This window comes from Cellulomonas biazotea, from assembly GCF_004306155.1.
Lineage (GTDB): Bacteria > Actinomycetota > Actinomycetes > Actinomycetales > Cellulomonadaceae > Cellulomonas > Cellulomonas biazotea.
The window spans coordinates 1-15,434 of record NZ_BIMR01000093.1 but is presented as its reverse complement, the minus strand read 5'-3'; the positions used below and the strand labels follow the sequence as shown (position 1 = coordinate 15,434).

14 protein-coding genes, 1 tRNA gene and 1 other RNA gene are annotated in these 15,434 nt (G+C 73.4%); 7 read left to right on the top strand and 9 right to left on the bottom strand.

The window, feature by feature from the left end; all coding sequences use genetic code 11:
* Together CBZ_RS07675 and CBZ_RS07670 are read right to left on the bottom strand one after the other, a co-directional pair.
* Positions 1–2,158: DNA polymerase III subunit gamma and tau (locus CBZ_RS07675; RefSeq protein WP_130780983.1), on the bottom strand; the 2,158-nt coding region annotated here is incomplete at its 3' end.
* Positions 2,159–2,222: 64 nt separating this feature from the next.
* Complete coding sequence (locus CBZ_RS07670; protein ID WP_165446698.1) at positions 2,223–2,948, bottom strand: LysE family transporter; 726 nt, start codon at positions 2,946–2,948, stop codon at positions 2,223–2,225.
* A 72-nt stretch (positions 2,949–3,020) separates the two neighbouring features.
* Between CBZ_RS07670 and CBZ_RS07665 the strand changes: the two genes are divergently transcribed.
* On the top strand, positions 3,021–3,476 hold the full coding sequence (locus CBZ_RS07665; RefSeq protein WP_218022728.1) for an Lrp/AsnC family transcriptional regulator: 456 nt from the start codon (positions 3,021–3,023) through the stop codon (positions 3,474–3,476).
* A gap of 38 nt (positions 3,477–3,514) precedes the next feature.
* Here CBZ_RS07665 and ffs read toward each other — a convergent pair.
* The 3 genes from ffs to CBZ_RS07650 form a co-directional block, all read right to left on the bottom strand.
* Positions 3,515–3,611, bottom strand: an RNA gene (gene ffs / locus CBZ_RS07660) — signal recognition particle sRNA small type.
* 105 nt (positions 3,612–3,716) lie between these two features.
* Complete coding sequence (locus CBZ_RS07655) at positions 3,717–4,610, bottom strand: SDR family oxidoreductase (protein ID WP_130780981.1); 894 nt, start codon at positions 4,608–4,610, stop codon at positions 3,717–3,719.
* Between the two features lie 55 nt (positions 4,611–4,665).
* Complete coding sequence (locus CBZ_RS07650; protein ID WP_165446697.1) at positions 4,666–5,391, bottom strand: AAA family ATPase; 726 nt, start codon at positions 5,389–5,391, stop codon at positions 4,666–4,668.
* A gap of 73 nt (positions 5,392–5,464) precedes the next feature.
* Between CBZ_RS07650 and sthA the strand changes: the two genes are divergently transcribed.
* Positions 5,465–6,931 carry a Si-specific NAD(P)(+) transhydrogenase gene (gene sthA, locus CBZ_RS07645; RefSeq protein WP_218022727.1) on the top strand — a complete coding sequence of 489 codons (1,467 nt, stop codon included), beginning with the start codon at positions 5,465–5,467 and terminating at the stop codon, positions 6,929–6,931.
* A gap of 34 nt (positions 6,932–6,965) precedes the next feature.
* Here sthA and CBZ_RS07640 read toward each other — a convergent pair whose 3' ends face one another.
* A complete protein-coding gene (locus CBZ_RS07640) occupies positions 6,966–7,328 on the bottom strand; it encodes a VOC family protein (protein ID WP_130780979.1) in 363 nt (120 codons plus the stop codon).
* 63 nt (positions 7,329–7,391) lie between these two features.
* Positions 7,392–8,048 (bottom strand): GNAT family N-acetyltransferase, encoded by a 657-nt coding sequence (locus CBZ_RS07635; RefSeq protein ID WP_165446696.1) that lies wholly within the window; start codon positions 8,046–8,048, stop codon positions 7,392–7,394.
* Between the two features lie 111 nt (positions 8,049–8,159).
* Between CBZ_RS07635 and CBZ_RS07630 the strand changes: the two genes are divergently transcribed.
* The 3 genes from CBZ_RS07630 (at position 8,160) to CBZ_RS07620 (ending at position 10,095) form a co-directional block, all read left to right on the top strand.
* Positions 8,160–8,244: transfer RNA gene (locus tag CBZ_RS07630), tRNA-Ser, on the top strand.
* Positions 8,245–8,423: 179 nt separating this feature from the next.
* Complete coding sequence (locus CBZ_RS21715; protein ID WP_130780977.1) at positions 8,424–9,326, top strand: HipA domain-containing protein; 903 nt, start codon at positions 8,424–8,426, stop codon at positions 9,324–9,326.
* A 97-nt stretch (positions 9,327–9,423) separates the two neighbouring features.
* Positions 9,424–10,095, top strand: a complete 672-nt coding sequence (locus tag CBZ_RS07620) for a hypothetical protein (protein WP_130780976.1) — start codon at positions 9,424–9,426, stop codon at positions 10,093–10,095.
* Positions 10,096–10,666: 571 nt separating this feature from the next.
* Here CBZ_RS07620 and CBZ_RS20805 read toward each other — a convergent pair.
* Positions 10,667–10,939, bottom strand: coding sequence for a helix-turn-helix transcriptional regulator (locus CBZ_RS20805; protein WP_165446695.1), 273 nt, complete (start codon positions 10,937–10,939; stop codon positions 10,667–10,669).
* A gap of 297 nt (positions 10,940–11,236) precedes the next feature.
* On the opposite strand from CBZ_RS20805, the gene CBZ_RS07610 reads away from it, so the two are divergent.
* Positions 11,237–11,596 carry a RidA family protein gene (locus CBZ_RS07610; protein ID WP_130780974.1) on the top strand — a complete coding sequence of 120 codons (360 nt, stop codon included), beginning with the start codon at positions 11,237–11,239 and terminating at the stop codon, positions 11,594–11,596.
* Positions 11,597–11,614: 18 nt separating this feature from the next.
* On the opposite strand, the gene CBZ_RS07605 is transcribed toward CBZ_RS07610, so the two are convergent.
* The gene (locus CBZ_RS07605) at positions 11,615–12,463 is read right to left on the bottom strand and encodes an alpha/beta fold hydrolase (protein ID WP_130780973.1); all 849 of its coding nucleotides are present in this window, start codon (positions 12,461–12,463) and stop codon (positions 11,615–11,617) included.
* A 168-nt stretch (positions 12,464–12,631) separates the two neighbouring features.
* Here CBZ_RS07605 and CBZ_RS07600 point away from each other — a divergent pair, with 168 nt between their 5' ends.
* On the top strand, positions 12,632–15,394 hold the full coding sequence (locus CBZ_RS07600) for a glycosyl hydrolase 53 family protein (protein WP_246013135.1): 2,763 nt from the start codon (positions 12,632–12,634) through the stop codon (positions 15,392–15,394).
* Positions 15,395–15,434: the final 40 nt, after the last annotated feature.

The following is a 15,434-nucleotide window of genomic DNA, read 5'->3' as shown; positions in this document are numbered from 1 at the left end:
CGCCGGGCCCGCCCGCACCCCGGCCGCCTGCCGGGCCGGCAGGTCCGAAGCCACCTGCGGCCGCACCGCCCGCGCCCGCGCCTGCACCACCGCCGGGACCACCCGCGCCCGGACGCCCGGCACCGGCGCCACCGCCCGACGGCGGGTCACCGAGGATGCCCTCGACACGGACGTCGAAGCCGAGCGTCTCCCGGACCGCGCGCGCCACGACGTCGGCGTGCGCGCCGTTGCGGAACGTCGTCGCGAGCTGCGGCGTGCTGAACGACAGGCGCAGCGTCGTCGCGTCGAGCTCGGCGACCTGCGCGTTGCGGGGGTCGACGAGCGCCCACGTCACGCGCCGCAGACCCTTGACGGTCTCGAGCACCTCGGGCCACCGGCGCCGCAGCACCTCGGTGTCCTGGCCTCCCGCCGGGGCGGCCGCGGCGGCCGGGGGTGACGCCGCAGCAGCCGGCGCCGCCACAGCCGAGGGTGACGCGGCAGCCGGGCCGGCGTCGCCGACGCCCGCGGCCTGGCGGTCACCACCGTCAGCGACCGGGGCGGACGCGCCGTCATCCGTCGCCGCGTCGTGCCCCGACCCGGGACTGGTCACGGCGCGCGCGGGCCGACCCGAGCCCACCGGCGCGACAATCGGCCAGTCGCCCGAGGCGGCGTCGGGGGCCGTCGGACGCTCCGCCGCATCGTCCGCTCGGGCGGTCGTGGACGTGGCGCCGTCGGCCAGGTCCACCGTGGCGGCGGACCGGTCGGCCGTGCCGTCGGCCAGGTGGTCGGCCGTGTCCCCGGCAGGCCGCGCGACGGACCGGTCCACGTCAGCGGGACGCTCGGGCTGGCGGTCGGGCACGGCAGGAGGCGCGGCCGGACGGTCGGGAGCGGCAGCAGGACGCTCGACCGGCCGGTCCACCGCGGCGGGACGCTCAGCCGGACGGTCCCCGGCCGCGGGTCGCTCAGCCGGTGCCGCGATCGGCGCCGACGCGAACGCGGCCCCGCCCGCAGGCAGCCCGCGCTCGAGCCGGTCGACGCGGGCGCCGAGGCCGGCACGCGAGTCGTCCGCGGCGGGCAGCAGCAGCCGGGCCATGAGCAGCTCGAGGTGCAGGCGCGGCGACGTCGCGCCGCTCATCTCGGTGAGGGCGGCGTTCGCGAGGTCGGCGGAGCGCGACAGCTCGGACGCGCCGAGGTGCTGCGCCTGCAGGCGCATGCGGGCGAGCTGGTCGGTCGGCACGTCGCGCAGGGCAGCCCCGGCGGCGTCGCCGGACGCGGCGATGACGATGAGGTCGCGCAGGCGTTCGAGCAGGTCCTCGACGAAGCGGCGCGGCTCGTGGCCGGTGGAGATGACCCGCTCGACGACGCGGAACGCGGACCCGCCGTCGCGTGCGGCGATCGCCTCGACGAGGTCGTCGAGCAGCGCGGCGGGCGTGTAGCCGAGCAGGGCCGCGGCAGCGTCGTGGTCGAGGCCCGCGTCGCCCGACCCGGCGATGAGCTGGTCGAGGACCGACAGGGTGTCGCGGACGGACCCGGCGCCCGCGCGGACGACGAGCGGCAGGACGCCCGCGGCGACGGGCACGCCCTCGGTCGTGCAGAGCTCCTCGAGGTACGGCACGAGGACGTCCGGCGGGACGAGCCGGAACGGGTAGTGGTGGGTGCGGGAGCGGATCGTGCCGATGACCTTGTCGGGCTCCGTCGTCGCGAAGATGAACTTCACGTGCGGCGGCGGCTCCTCGACGATCTTCAACAGCGCGTTGAACCCCTGCGGCGTGACCATGTGGGCCTCGTCGAGGATGAAGACCTTGAACCGGTCGCGCGCGGGCGCGAACGTGGCGCGCTCGCGCAGCTCACGGGCATCGTCGACGCCACCGTGGCTGGCGGCGTCGATCTCGACGACGTCGAGGCTGCCCGGGCCGCCGCGGGCGAGCTCGACGCACGACGGGCACGTGCCGCACGGGGTGTCGGTGGGGCTCGCCTCGGTGTTCTGCTCGCAGTTGAGGATGCGCGCGAGGATCCGGGCGGACGTCGTCTTGCCGCAGCCGCGCGGGCCGCTGAACAGGTAGGCGTGGTTGACCTGACCGCTGCGCAGCGCCTGCCGCAGCGGTGCGGTGACGTGGTCCTGTCCGATCACCTCGGCGAAGTTGTCCGGCCGGTAGCGGCGGTACAGCGCAGTCGTCACGCCCAGAACCCTAGACGTCCCCACCCACGCGCGGGGCCGCGCGGCCGGGGCCTGCGCGGACGCGTCAGCCGACCGCGACGAGCCCGGCGAGGACGAGGACGACGACCGCGCCGAGGGCCGACGCCCAGGACCGCCCCCGCTCGCCGACGGCGCGTCCGAGGGTGCCCGACGCGACCGCGAGGGTGCTCTGCCAGACGGCCGACGCGGCGGCGGCCCCGACGACGAACAGCGCACCCTGGACGAGGCCGGCCCCGCCCGTCGAGGCGCCGACGCCACCCGCGAGCGCGACGGCGACGGTCGCGAAGATCAGGGCGGTCGCGGGGTTGACGACCGTGAGCGCGACGAACCGCAGGTACGCGGCCGCGGGCGTCGCCGCGAGCACGCGGGTGCGCACGCCGACGCGGGTGCGGTCGTCGACGCGAGTGCGGTCGACGTCGACGGCGTCGGTGCCGACCAGGTCACCAGGGCCGCTCTCCTCGCCCGCGCGGACGGCCCGTCGCTCGCGCCACCACCCGCGCAGCATCACGACCCCGACGACGACGAGCACGATCGTGGTCACCCAGCGCACGACGACCTCGTGGTCGGCGACCACGCGCGCGACCTGCGCCCCGGCGACGAGCGCCACGACGGCGTACAGCAGGTCGACGGTCGCGATCCCGAGCCCGGCACCGAGCGCGACGCGGGTGCCGTGCACGACGCCCTCGCGCAGGAGCAGGACGGCGATCGGCCCGACGGGCACGGCCACGGCGAGCCCGGCGAGCACGCCGAGCACGAGGGGCGAGTTCTCCACGACGCCCAGGATGCTCCGGTCGCGGGTCCGGCATCGAGCACGCGCTGCGCAAGTCGTCGTGCGACTGCGAGAATGTGCGCCGTGGACGTCATCGACGACGCGATCCTTCGTGAGCTGACCGCGGATGCGCGGTTGCCATTCCGTGAGCTGGGCGCCCGCGTGGGGCTCAGCGCCAACGCGGCGGCGGCCCGGGTGCGCCGCCTGGTCGACGACGGCACGATCCGCGGCTTCACGATCGTGAGCGGCCGTGCCCCGTCGGGCGCGCCGACGGGCGGGCTGGAGGTGTTCATCGAGGTCAGGCTCGCGCCGGAGACGACCAACGAGGACTTCCAGTCGGCGCTGCGCCGGCCTCCGGGCTTCCCTCAGGTGCTCGACGCCGTGCACGTCACGGGCTCCTACGACTACCTGCTGCACGCGCTCGTCGCGGACCCCGGGTCGCTCGACCACCTGGTCCGGCGCCTGAAGCGGGAGGCGGGTGCGGCGCAGACGTTCACGCGCCTGGCCCTGCGCGACCCCGACCCGCACTGACGGCCGCGCCTGCCGCGGGGCCGCACGCGGTCCGGGCATGAGAGGACCCCCCGCACACCCGCCAGAGCTCACCTGCCCTTGCTGCCTTCCGGCCCTGGGGGGGTTCAGCGAGATGACGCCGTACGAGGGGTCTGCCCAGAAGTTTAGCCGACGCGGCGCGGGCGTCGCGCACGTCCCGGGCCGTCGCCCCGTCGCCGGCAGCCCGGGGCCCGGCCCGGCGACCGACGACGACGGTGTCCGTCAGGCGAGCTTGCCGCCGGTCGCGACGATGCGGTCGCCCGAGACGTAGCTCGACTCCTGCGACGCGAGGAACACGTACGCGGGCGCCATCTCGGCGGGCTGCCCGGCGCGGCCGAGCGGGGTGTCCCCGCCGAACTGGTCGACCTTCTCCTCCTCCATCGTCGCGGGGATGAGCGGCGTCCAGATCGGCCCCGGGCAGACGGCGTTGACGCGGATGCCCTGCTCGGTGAGCTCCTGCGCGAGGCCCTTCGTGAAGTTGAGGATGCCCGCCTTGGTCGTGGCGTAGTCGAGCAGGCCGGGGCTGGGGTCGAACGCCTGGATCGAGCTCGTGTTGATGATCGTCGACCCGGGACCCAGGTGCGGCAGCGCGGCCTTCGTGATCCAGAACATCGCGTACAGGTTGGTCTTGAGGACGCGGTCGAGCTGCTCGGTCGTGATGTCCGCCAGGCCGCCGGGCTGCGCCATCTGGTACGCGGCGTTGTTGACGAGGACGTCGAGCCCGCCGAGCCCGTCGACCGCGCGCTGCACGAGCTCCGCGCAGAAGGCCTCGTCGCGGATGTCGCCCGGGATCGTGACGACCGTCCGCCCCGCCTCCGACACCCAGCGCGCCGTCTCCTGCGCGTCCTGCTCCTCCTCGGGCAGGTAGACGATCGCGACGTCGGCCCCCTCGCGGGCGTACGCGATCGCGACGGCCCGGCCGATCCCGGAGTCGCCGCCCGTGACGAGCGCCTTGCGACCCTCGAGCCGGCCCGACCCGCGGTACGTCCGCTCGCCGTGGTCCGGCTCCTTCGCCATCTGCTCGGTGAGTCCCGGGTGCGGGATCTTCTCGCCGGGCTGCGACTCGGGGCCGGGGTACTGGGAGCGGGGGTCCTGGTGCGTGCTCTGGTCCGTCATCGACCCATCCTGCGGAGGCGGTCCGGCATCCGCACCTCAGGACGACGGACCACGGTCAGTCGTCGACCACGTGCCGCAGGTACCGGCGCGGGTCGTCGAGGAACCCCCGCCAGCGCTGCACCAGGTCGAGGTCCTCCCACGCGCACTCCCGGATGCCCCACTCGCCGACCTCGAACACCGTCGCGCCGGGGATCGCGGCGACGACCGGCGAGTGCGTCGAGACGACCACCTGCGAGGGCGTCGAGCGCGCGAGGTCGTGCAGGTGCGCGACGAGCGCCAGGCAGCCGGTGAACGACAGCGCCGCCTCGGGCTCGTCCAGCACGTACAGGCCGGCGCGCAGCATGCGGTTGCCGACGAGCGAGAGGAACGACTCCCCGTGCGACATCTCGTGGAACCGCGGCTCGTGCGGGCTCCCGCCCGGGTTCTCCTCCAGGAACGAGTAGAACGCGTGCATCGTCTCGGCCCGCAGGAAGAAGCCCGACCGCCCCGCTCCCGGGTCGCGCTCGACGTCGAACCACAGGTCGGGCTCCGACGGGCGTGTCGTGTACCCGGACCCGATCGACCCGCCCTCGGGACCCATGCCGCGGCTCACCGCGAGCGCCTCGACGAGCGTCGACTTGCCCGCGCCGTTCTCCCCCACGAGCACCGTCACCGGCCCGAGGTCCCACCCCTCCGCGAGCACCTGACGGACCGCTGGGACCCGCAGGTACCACGCGTCCCCGTCCACCGGGACGCCGGACGGCCGGACGCGGCGCACGGGCAGCGGGCGGTCGAGGCTCACGGCTGATGTGTACCGGGCCCCACCGACACCGTCCAGCGTGTGCGCGGCGCCCGGCCGGGACAGACTCGTGGACGTGAGCGACGACGGCATCCCCGGGCCGGTGGCCGAGCCCGCTGCGACCCCCGACGACACCCGGTTCGACTACGACCTCGTCGTCATCGGCTCCGGACCGGGCGGGCAGAAGGCCGCGATCGCCGCCGCGAAGCTCGGGCGCCGCGTCGCCGTCGTCGAGCGCAAGCACATGATGGGCGGCGTGTCCGTCAACACCGGCACGATCCCCAGCAAGACGCTCCGCGAGGCCGTGCTCTACCTCACGGGCATGGCGCAGCGGGAGATGTACGGCGCGAGCTACCGCGTGAAGAGCGACATCACCATCGAGGACCTGTTCGCCCGCACCCAGCACGTCATCGGGCGCGAGGTCGAGGTCGTGCGCGCGCAGCTGCTGCGCAACCACGTCGACCTGCACTCGGGCGCCGCCGCCTTCGTCGACCCGCACACCGTCGAGGTGACCGACGACGACGGGCGCCGCACCCGGTTCTCGGGCCGGTTCGTCGTGATCGCGACGGGGTCGCGCCCGCACCGGCCCGACACCGTGCAGTTCGACGAGCGGACCGTCGTGGACTCCGACGGGGTGCTCGCGCTCGACCGGGTGCCCGGGTCGATGGTCGTCGTCGGCGCCGGGATCATCGGCATCGAGTACGCGTCGATGTTCGCGGCGCTGGGCACGCGCGTGACGATCGTCGACAAGCGGCCCACGATGCTGGAGATGTGCGACCCGGAGGTCGTCGAGTCGCTCAAGTTCCACCTGCGGGACCTGTCGGTGTCGTTCCGGCTCGGCGAGGAGGTCGCCGGGGTCGACACCGGCCCGCACGGCACGGTGACGCGCCTCGCGTCCGGCAAGAAGATCGCGGCCGACACCGTCATGTACTCCGCCGGGCGGCAGGGGCAGACGGCCGACCTGAACCTCGCGGCCGCCGGGCTGTCCGCCGACCGGCGCGGACGGATCGAGGTCGACGGCGACTACCGCACCGCCGTCCCGCACGTCTTCGCCGTCGGCGACGTCATCGGGTTCCCCGCGCTCGCGGCGACGTCCATGGACCAGGGGCGGCTCGCCGCGTACCGCGCGTTCGACGAGCCCGCCCGCGAGCTCGCCGCCGTGCAGCCCATCGGCATCTACACGATCCCCGAGATCTCCTACTGCGGCCGCACCGAGGACGAGCTCACGCGCGACTCCGTGCCCTACGAGGTCGGCGTCGCCCGGTACCGCGAGCTCGCGCGCGGGCAGATCGTCGGGGACTCCTACGGGATGCTCAAGCTGCTCGTGCACGTCGACACGCGCGAGCTGCTGGGCGTGCACATCTTCGGGACGTCCGCGACCGACCTCGTACACATCGGGCAAGCGATCATGGCGTGCGGCGGCACGATCGACTACCTCGTCGACACCGTCCTCAACTACCCGACGCTGTCGGAGGCGTACAAGGTCGCGGCGCTCGACGCGACCAACAAGATCCGCGCGGTCGCCCGGTTCGGCGAGGTCTGACGCGACGGTCCGCGTCAGACCGCGCCACGGCCGGTCAGCCGTGCGTCGAGCTCTCGTACAGGCCCATCTGGTTGCCTTCGGTGTCCTCGAACACCGCCCACCAGGACGTCGGCGAGATCTCCCGCTTCTCCTGCACGACCGAGCCGCCCTGCGCCACGACCGTCGCGAGCGCGTCGTCGATCGAGTCGACCTCGACGTAGGAGCGCGGGACGCGGAGGCTGTCGTCGCGCTGCCCGAACCCGCCGCCGCTGATCTTGTTCGGGGCCTGCCACATCGGGTAGCCCTCGAAGCCCGGCATCTCCTGCGCGTCCCACCCGAACACCGTCCGGTAGAACGCCGTCGCGCGCCCCAGGTCGTCCGCGGGGATGTCGATGTGCGTGATGTCGCCGTGCGCCATGGCACTGCTCCTCGTCGCCGGTGTCGGCCCGTCGTCCGTGCGACGGACCCGGACCCGGCCAGCCTAGGCGCGGCGGGCGGGGCGACGCAGCCCGTGCATGACCGGCCCGCGCGGTCCGAGCCGCACCGACCCGGCGTGCGTGAAGCCCCGCGCCTCGTAGAACGCCACGTTGCTGTCCAGCGTCGTGTTGACGTGCGCCGGCAGGTGGTCCGGCACCCCCGCGACCCCCGCCTCGACCAGTGCCGCACCCAGCCCGAAGCCACGCCGGTCCGCGTCGACCCCCAGGAAGTGCAGCAGCGCGTGCGGCTCGTCCGGCAGCAGCCCGTGCATCGCCGCGAACCCGTCGCGCACCAGCACCACCCGGTCCGCGGGCAGCAGCAGACCCAGCGTCGACGGCCCCGGCAGCGCCGGCCCGCCGTCCGCCCCCACGGCCTCCGTCCCCGGCACCCGCCACGCCGCCGCCCCGACGGCCCGCCGGTCGTCGACCGCGAGCCACGTCGTCCCCGCCAGCACGTACCCCTCGACGCCCGCCCACAGGAACGCCGCGACCGCCGCCGACCGGTCCGCCCGCAGCCCAAAGATCCAGTCCATCAGCGGGTCGTGCGCGAGCGCCCGCGCCAGCACCGTGCGCGCCGCGGGGAGGTCCGCCGGCTGCGCGAGCCTGACCTGCGGACCGTCGAGCACCCCGGTCACGCCGTTCGCGTCCTGCGCCACCACCATCGCGCCTCCTCGTGTCACACGTCCGGCGTCCCGCCCCATCGTGGCGGTCGGGGGTGTCCTCCGTCGCGCGTTTCGGAGATCCAGGGTCCGTCGAGTACCCTTGGCCCGCCTGGAGGATTCGCCTAGTGGCCTATGGCGCACGCTTGGAAAGCGTGTTGGGTGAAAGCCCTCGGGGGTTCGAATCCCCCATCCTCCGCCGCCCGAAGGGCCCGTCACCCGCAGCGATGTGGGGCGGGCCCTTCGTCGTCGGGGCCGCGGGCTGGCGGTTGCAGTTCGTCCGGGCGAGCGCGCCTTGCCGCTATGCAAACTCTCCGCCGAGGATGATCACTCCATGCAGTGCGTCCGCCTCTCCCCGACGCGGCTCACGGTGCCGTCGTGACCGACGCGCTTCGGCCGTATCCGATGATCGACGTGACCGACTGGGCCGTAGAACAAGTGGAGACTGCCGGTCGCGGGACCAACACCTGGCTCAGCGGCCCTAACGGCGGTCGGTGGCTTCACAAGCTCACGCGGGTGCGGCCCGACCGCCGCGAGGGTCAGGACTGGGCGGAGAAGATCAGCGCCGAACTGGGCACACTCGTCGGCATCCCGACAGCGCAAGTCGAACTGGCTCGACGCGCTGGGACACCCGGCTGCATTTCGGCCGACCTCAAGCCGGGCGCGGCCTGGGAGTTTCAGGCCGGCTCGGTCTTGATCGCTGAGTTCGTCCCGAGCTTCATCCCGAAGACGCGAAGCCGGCAAGGACACAACCTTGGCAACGTCGAGCGGTCCCTCCGTTCAGCATTGCCGCCGGTCGGTAGGGCGGTGCCGGGCGGCCTCACGGCCTTCGACCTGTTCTGCGGCTACCTCCTCTTCGACGCGTGGATCGCCAACCAAGATCGACACGTCGAGAACTGGTCAGTTCTTCGAGGCCCCTCGGGAGCCCTGAGACTCGCTCCCAGCTACGACCACGGCTCGACCCTCGGCTTCAACCTCACCGACGTCCGGCGGACCAGGATGCTCGGCGACCCCGACGGTTTCGCCGCGTGGCTCGGCCGTGGTCGTGCCGAGAAGTTCGAGGACGGTCGTGAGACCTCGCTCGTGGACTTCGCCCATCGGGCGCTCTCGATGGCACCGACCGCGACCTGGGACTACTGGCGGGACCGGTTCGGTTCGATAAAGCAGGAAGACTGGGCGAGGATCGTGGAAGCGACCCCCGAGATGTCAGACCCCGCCCGTACCTTCGTAGACCGACTGCTTCAGCAAAACCTCAGGAGGCTCCTCGATGCAGGCGACTGAGGCGTCTTGGGCGGTCGAGCCAGCTCCAGCTTCGCTGCTGAGACGGTTGGCGGTGACCTGGCAACACCCGCGCACTCGCCGATACCACCCGGTTGGTGTGCTGGAGCAGACGAGCCACGGGTTCCGCTTCACGTACCTGGCTGGGGCTCGAGCGGTCCTCGGCGCGAGGCCACTACTTGGCTTCCACGACTACGCGCGCGTCTACGAAGCGGAGAATCTCTTTCCGCTCTTCGCCGCGCGGCTCATGGACCCCGCGCGCCCTGAACGGCCGCGTCTCCTAGAGGCCCTCTCCCTCGACGCGCTCGCGGGTCCCCTCGAACTCCTGGCTCGCTCCGGGGGGCGACGGACCGGCGACTCGATCGAGTTAGTCCCCGAGCCTGCCGTGCATGCGGATGGGTCCACGGACTGCCTCTTTCTCGTCCACGGCGTCCGTTACGCACCGGGCGCGGACTTGGTGCTGTCGCGGCTCCGGCGCGGCGATCGCCTGACGCTGCTTGATGACGCACAGAACCCGGTGAATCCGCTTGCGATCGTGGTGGCAGACGAAGCGAACGCACCGCTTGGGTGGGTACCGGACCCACTCGTGGACTACGTGCGACACGTTCGCCAGAACGGAGCGGCGCGTTTGCAGGTGGAGCGGGCGAATGGTCCTGAGTTCGGCCACCACCTGCGCCTTCTTGTTCAGCTCGAGGGCACTGTGGAGCCGGACTACCGACCGTTCAGCGGCCCGGAGTGGAGGCTCGGGACTGCCTCCCCCTCATATGTCTGAGCGCATCATGCCCGTCGGCTGGACGTGGGTCTGCGGAACGAGTGGGTGACAGCGGGTCTCAGGCGCCGAGTGCGACCTGAGTGGTCACGATGGTCTCGAACTCGATCGGTGTCAGGCGGCCGAGCCGGGCTTGGCCTCGGCGGCGGTGGTAGGTCTGTTCGATCCAGGTGACGATCGCGATCCGCAGGTCCTCGCTGGTGGTCCGGCGTCACCGGTTGAGCACGTTCTTCTGCAGCCCGCGACGTCGAGCACCGCGCCCTCGACGCAGCCACCGGCGAGCGAGCCGTCGACCCGATCAGGTCGTGGCGGGCGAGCTAGCGCAGGACTTTGCGGCCGCGAACTGGCTATGGCGATCGCCGTGAACCACGCATCCGGCTACCTCACCGCGTCGCTGCACCGCGCGGTCAGCGCGTTCACCGTGATGCGAGATGTAATCCGATCGCTGGTCGAGTACCAGACGATCCGGTTGGAGAACACGTCCATGATCGCGCACAGCCAGACCTTGCCCTCGGCCGTGGGGCGGGAGGGGCGACCGGCCGAGCGCGCCGAGATCGAGCCCCCTTCCCACACGTCAGAGATGCGTCGCCGCTGGCCGGTCCGTGATGCTCCACGGGGGCATGGTCGGGTCGGACGCCGGTGCAGGCGGGGGTCCAGGGACGCCATCGCCCCGGACCTCGAGCCTCAGGTGAAGTCGCGCCAGCAGGGCGAACACGCGCGTGATGTAGAGGGTCGGCTCGCCCGCCTCGATGCGCTGCAGCACGCGTCGGTCGAACCCGAGCTCGTCGGCGAGCGCCGCCTGCGACAGGTTCGCCTCGATGCGTGCGTCGCGAAGGAACGCACCCACGTCCGCAGGAGAGCGCAGGCGCGCCCAAGCGTCGCTCTCGGTGTTCATCTCACGCCGCCCTTTGCGACAATATTGGCGCCAGCCGCCGTAGCGACAATAATGACGCGCCCCGGGATAGCGCCAATATTGCCGCCCGAACGCGCCCCACCGTCGTGGCGCAGTCCGCCACGCCGTGCTGAGCGTCCCGGGCTCCGGCGTCATCCCGACTCGACGCGCGCGGCATCAGACGAGGTCAGCGCGCCAGCGGACTCCACAGGCCGGCACTCCGGTGTCGGTGGCCGTCGGTAGCGTCCGCGCATGTCGATCACCCGCCTGCCGTCGCACGTCGGCGACGAGACCTGCTCCGCTGCCGTCGTCGCCGGAGGCCTCGTGTTCCTCGCCCACCACGCCGGGGGCTTCGACCGGCCCGACGCGGCGCACCAGACCCGGGCCGCGCTGACGGAGCTCGGGCGGACGCTCGCGCAGGTCGGCGGGAGTCTCGACGACGTCGTGCAGGTGCACCTGTACCTGCGGCACGTGGGCGACCAGCGGGCGGCGTGCGACGTGTTCCCCGAGTTCTTCCGCGGTGCGCCGGCGCGGATGACGTCGACGACGGACTTCGTCGACCCCGCGTGCCTGGTGCAGGTGGAGGCGGTCGCGGTGGCGCGGACGCCCTGACGGACGCGGGCCGGAGGGTCAGGCCTCCCCCGCGACCAGGGCGACGAACGCCGGCCAGTGCCGCCGGACCGGGACGCCGTGCCCGCTGCCCGGCAGGACGACGAGGCGCGCGCCGGGGATCTCGGCGGCCAGCGCATGGGCGTGCGCGAGCGGGAAGAACGGGTCGTCGTCGCCGTGCACGATGGTCACGGGCACGCGGAGGTCGCCGAGCCGGTGCCGCCACGGCGGTCCGGGTGCGGCGGCGTAGTGGTGCGCGGCGGCGGACGGGTCGGTGGACCGGTCGACGGTGGCGCGGGCGGTCGCGCGGACGTCGTCCTCGTCGAAGACGGTGGGGCGGTAGGGGCGTTCGACCTCGACCATCCAGTCGACGACGGCGTCGTCGTCGGCCCAGTCGGGGTCGGGCAGCCCGGACGCGGCGGACAGGGCGGCGGTCGGGCCGGGCAGGTCGGGGGCCTCGAGCCCGGGGACGCCGGGAGTCGCGCTGACGAGCGTGAGGCTAGCGACGAGGTCGGGGTGGTCGAGCGCGACGACCTGGCCGAGCGACCCGCCGGTGGAGACGCCGACGACGTGGGCGCGTTCGCCGGGGCGCAGGACGGCGCGCAGGACGGCCGTGAGGTCGTCGGCGAGGTCGGGCAGGGCGTACTCGGGGGTGTCGCCGGTGGTGGTCGTGGAGCGGCCGGTGTCGCGGGGGTCGACGACCACGACGTGGCGGCGGGCGGCGAGGGCGTCGACGAGGTCGACGTGGAAGGCGTCGCCCGAGCAGCCGGCGCCGGGCACGAGGACGACCGGGTCGGGCACGTCGGTCACGCCGCCCGTGCGCACGCCGACGTGGGAACCGCCTCCGACGACCACCGCGCGCTCGTGCATGCTCCAGCCGACCATCCGACGCGCGGGCACGCATCCGATCCCGTGTGAACGGTCACAGTTCTGCCACGACGTCTGTTCCGGGTATTCCGCCGGACATGGGGCAGGGGTTACGGTTTTGCCCGGTTCCGCACTGGGACCGCGCACAGTCAGATCGGAAGGAACTCGACGGTGAGTCATCCCCCCGCACGTGCCCCACGCCTGGCCGCCGCAGCCCTCGCGGCCGCCGCCCTCCTGGCCACACCGTCCGTCGCGTCGGCCGCCCCGACCGACGGGCCGGTCGAGGCCGGCATCTTCGTCGACAAGGTCGAGGGCCTGCCGGACAACTTCCTCGGCGGCGTCGACGTGTCGTCGGTGCTGTCGCTGGAGGCCAGCGGCGTCGTGTTCCGCGACGCCGCCGGGCAGCCCGCCGACCTGTTCGACGTCCTCGCGGACCACGGCGTCAACACCGTGCGCGTCCGGGTGTGGAACGACCCGTGGGACGCCGCGGGCCGCGGCTACGGGGGCGGCAACGTCGACGTGCCGCGCGCGGTCGAGATCGGCGAGCGGGCCACCGACGCGGGGCTGCGGGTGCTCGTCGACTTCCACTACTCGGACTTCTGGGCGGACCCGGCCAAGCAGCACGCGCCCAAGGCGTGGGAGGGGTTCACGGCGGCGCAGACGGCCACGGCGGTCGGCGAGTTCACGCACGACGCCCTGGAGCAGTTCGCGGCCGCCGGCGTGGACGTCGCGATGGTGCAGGTCGGCAACGAGACCAACAACGGCGTCGCGGGCCTCGCCTGCCCGTCGCAGTGGACGGACGTCGCGCAGTGGGCGCCGTGCGCGGCGGTCTACGACGCGGGCGCCGCAGCCGTGCGCGACGTCCTGCCGGACGCGAAGGTCGCGATCCACTTCACCAACCCGGAGAACGGCCGGTACCCGCGCTACGCGCTCGCGCTCGACACCCTCGGCGTCGACTACGACGTCTTCGCGAGCTCGTACTACCCGTACTGGCACGGCACGCTCGCCAACCTCACCGCGCGCCTGAAGCAGGTCGCGGACACGTACGGCAAGGAGGTCATGGTCGCGGAGACGTCGTGGAACCACACGTTCGACGACGGCGACGGCCACCAGAACACCATCACGACGTCGACGACGAACGACGCCTACCCGGCGTCCGTCCAGGGCCAGGCGACCGAGGTCCGCGACGTCGTGCAGGCCGTCGTCGACACCGGCGCGGGCGTCGGCGTCTTCTACTGGGAGCCCGCGTGGCTGCCCGTCGGGCCGCCGACCGCGCTCGAGCAGAACAAGGTGCTGTGGGAGCGGGACGGCTCCGGCTGGGCGACGAGCTTCGCGGGCGAGTACGACCCGCAGGACGCCGGCCAGTGGTTCGGCGGGTCCGCGTGGGACAACCAGGCGATGTTCGACTTCGCGGGGAACCCGCTGGAGTCGCTGCGGGTGTTCTCCTACGCCCGCACCGGTGCCGTCGCACCGGTCGAGGTCGTCGACGTCGAGCGGGTCGAGCTCGTCGTGGCCGACGGCGCACCCGTCGACCTGCCGGCGACGATCGCCGTCACGTACAACGACGGGACCGTCGAGCACCCGTCCGTCACGTGGTCCGGGGCCGTCGACTGGATCCGCGGCCCGGGCGTGTACACGATCCCGGGGACGACGTCGTCGGGGCTCGCGATCACCGCGACGGTCGACGTCCGCCTGACGAACCACGTGCTCGATGCCGGGTTCGAGGACGCCGGGAACGGGCCGTGGACCATCACGGGGACCGGTGCCGCGGTGACGGACGACGGTGACGCGTCCGAGGGCAGCCGCGCCGTGAAGTTCTGGGCGGGCGCCGCCTACGAGTTCACGGTCGCGCAGCGCCTGACGGGCGTCCCGGCCGGCGCGTACACGCTGTCCGCGACGACGCAGGGCGACGCCGAGGGTGCGGGCGACGTCCTGCGCCTGGCCGCGACGACGTCGGTCGGCGAGCGCAGCGAGCCGCTGCGGCTCGACGGCTGGCGCCAGTACGTGACGACGACCGTCCCGGACGTCGTCGTCGGCCCCGACGGGGTCGTCACGGTCGAGGCGCGCTTCTCGCTCAGCGGCGGCGCGTGGGGCAACGTCGACGACGTGCGCCTGGTCGCCGCCGCCCCGGCGACGGGCGCGGACACGACGGCCCTGGAGGCGGTCGTCGCCGAGGCCGACGCGATCGACCGCGAGGGGTGGACGACCGGCTCGGTCGCCGCACTCGACGAGGCAGTCGCCGCCGCGCGCGTCGTCCTCGCGGGCAGCCGCGCCACGCAGGACGACGTCGACACGGTCACCGCGCTGGTGCGGGACGCCATCGACGGCCTGGAGAAGGAGCCGACCGAGCCCGACGGCCCGGCGACGGCCGCCCCCGGCACCGCGGTCCTCAGCCACGACAACTGGGACGGCGACGGCTCGTACACGGTCGTCGCGAACCTCTGGTGGGGCCAGAACGCGCGGTCGGTGCGGCTGCTGGAGGGCGGCGTCGAGGTCGGCGCGCGCGACCTTGTCGACGCGACCCCGTCGGCGCAGTCGGCGTCCTTCGACGTCACCGGGAAGCGCGACGGCGCGTACGTCTACACGGTCGAGCTGACCAACCGGTTCGGCACCACGACGTCGGCGCCGCTGACGGTCCAGGTGACGCACGCGAACCCGGCGACACCCGTGCTCAGCCACGAAAACTGGGACGGCGACGGCACCTACACGGTGACGACGAACCTGTGGTGGGGCACGAACGCGACGGGCTACCGCCTGTACGAGGACGGCCGCCTGGTCGACGCGCAGGCGCTGGTCGCGCACGGCTTCGACGCGCAGCGGGCGTCGACGCGCCTGACCGGCCGGGCGGCGGGCACGCACGTCTACCGGGTCGAGCTGTCGAACGCGGCGGGCGCCACGTGGAGCCAGCCGCTGTCGGTGGTGGTCCGCCGCTGACACCGCCCCGGACCGGCGGCCTCCCCCGCCGGTCCGGGCG

What these genes read in the sequence shown, in the direction of transcription:
- CBZ_RS07665 (WP_218022728.1), top strand. Translation starts at nt 3,021, where the DNA reads ATGTGCGCCGTGGACGTCATCGACGACGCGATCCTTCGTGAGCTGACC.
- CBZ_RS07610 (WP_130780974.1), top strand. Translation starts at nt 11,237, where the DNA reads ATGTCGATCACCCGCCTGCCGTCGCACGTCGGCGACGAGACCTGCTCC.
- CBZ_RS07640 (WP_130780979.1), bottom strand. Translation starts at nt 7,328, where the DNA reads ATGGCGCACGGCGACATCACGCACATCGACATCCCCGCGGACGACCTG.
- CBZ_RS07655 (WP_130780981.1), bottom strand. Translation starts at nt 4,610, where the DNA reads ATGACGGACCAGAGCACGCACCAGGACCCCCGCTCCCAGTACCCCGGC.
- CBZ_RS07605 (WP_130780973.1), bottom strand. Translation starts at nt 12,463, where the DNA reads ATGCACGAGCGCGCGGTGGTCGTCGGAGGCGGTTCCCACGTCGGCGTG.
- CBZ_RS07635 (WP_165446696.1), bottom strand. Translation starts at nt 8,048, where the DNA reads ATGGTGGTGGCGCAGGACGCGAACGGCGTGACCGGGGTGCTCGACGGT.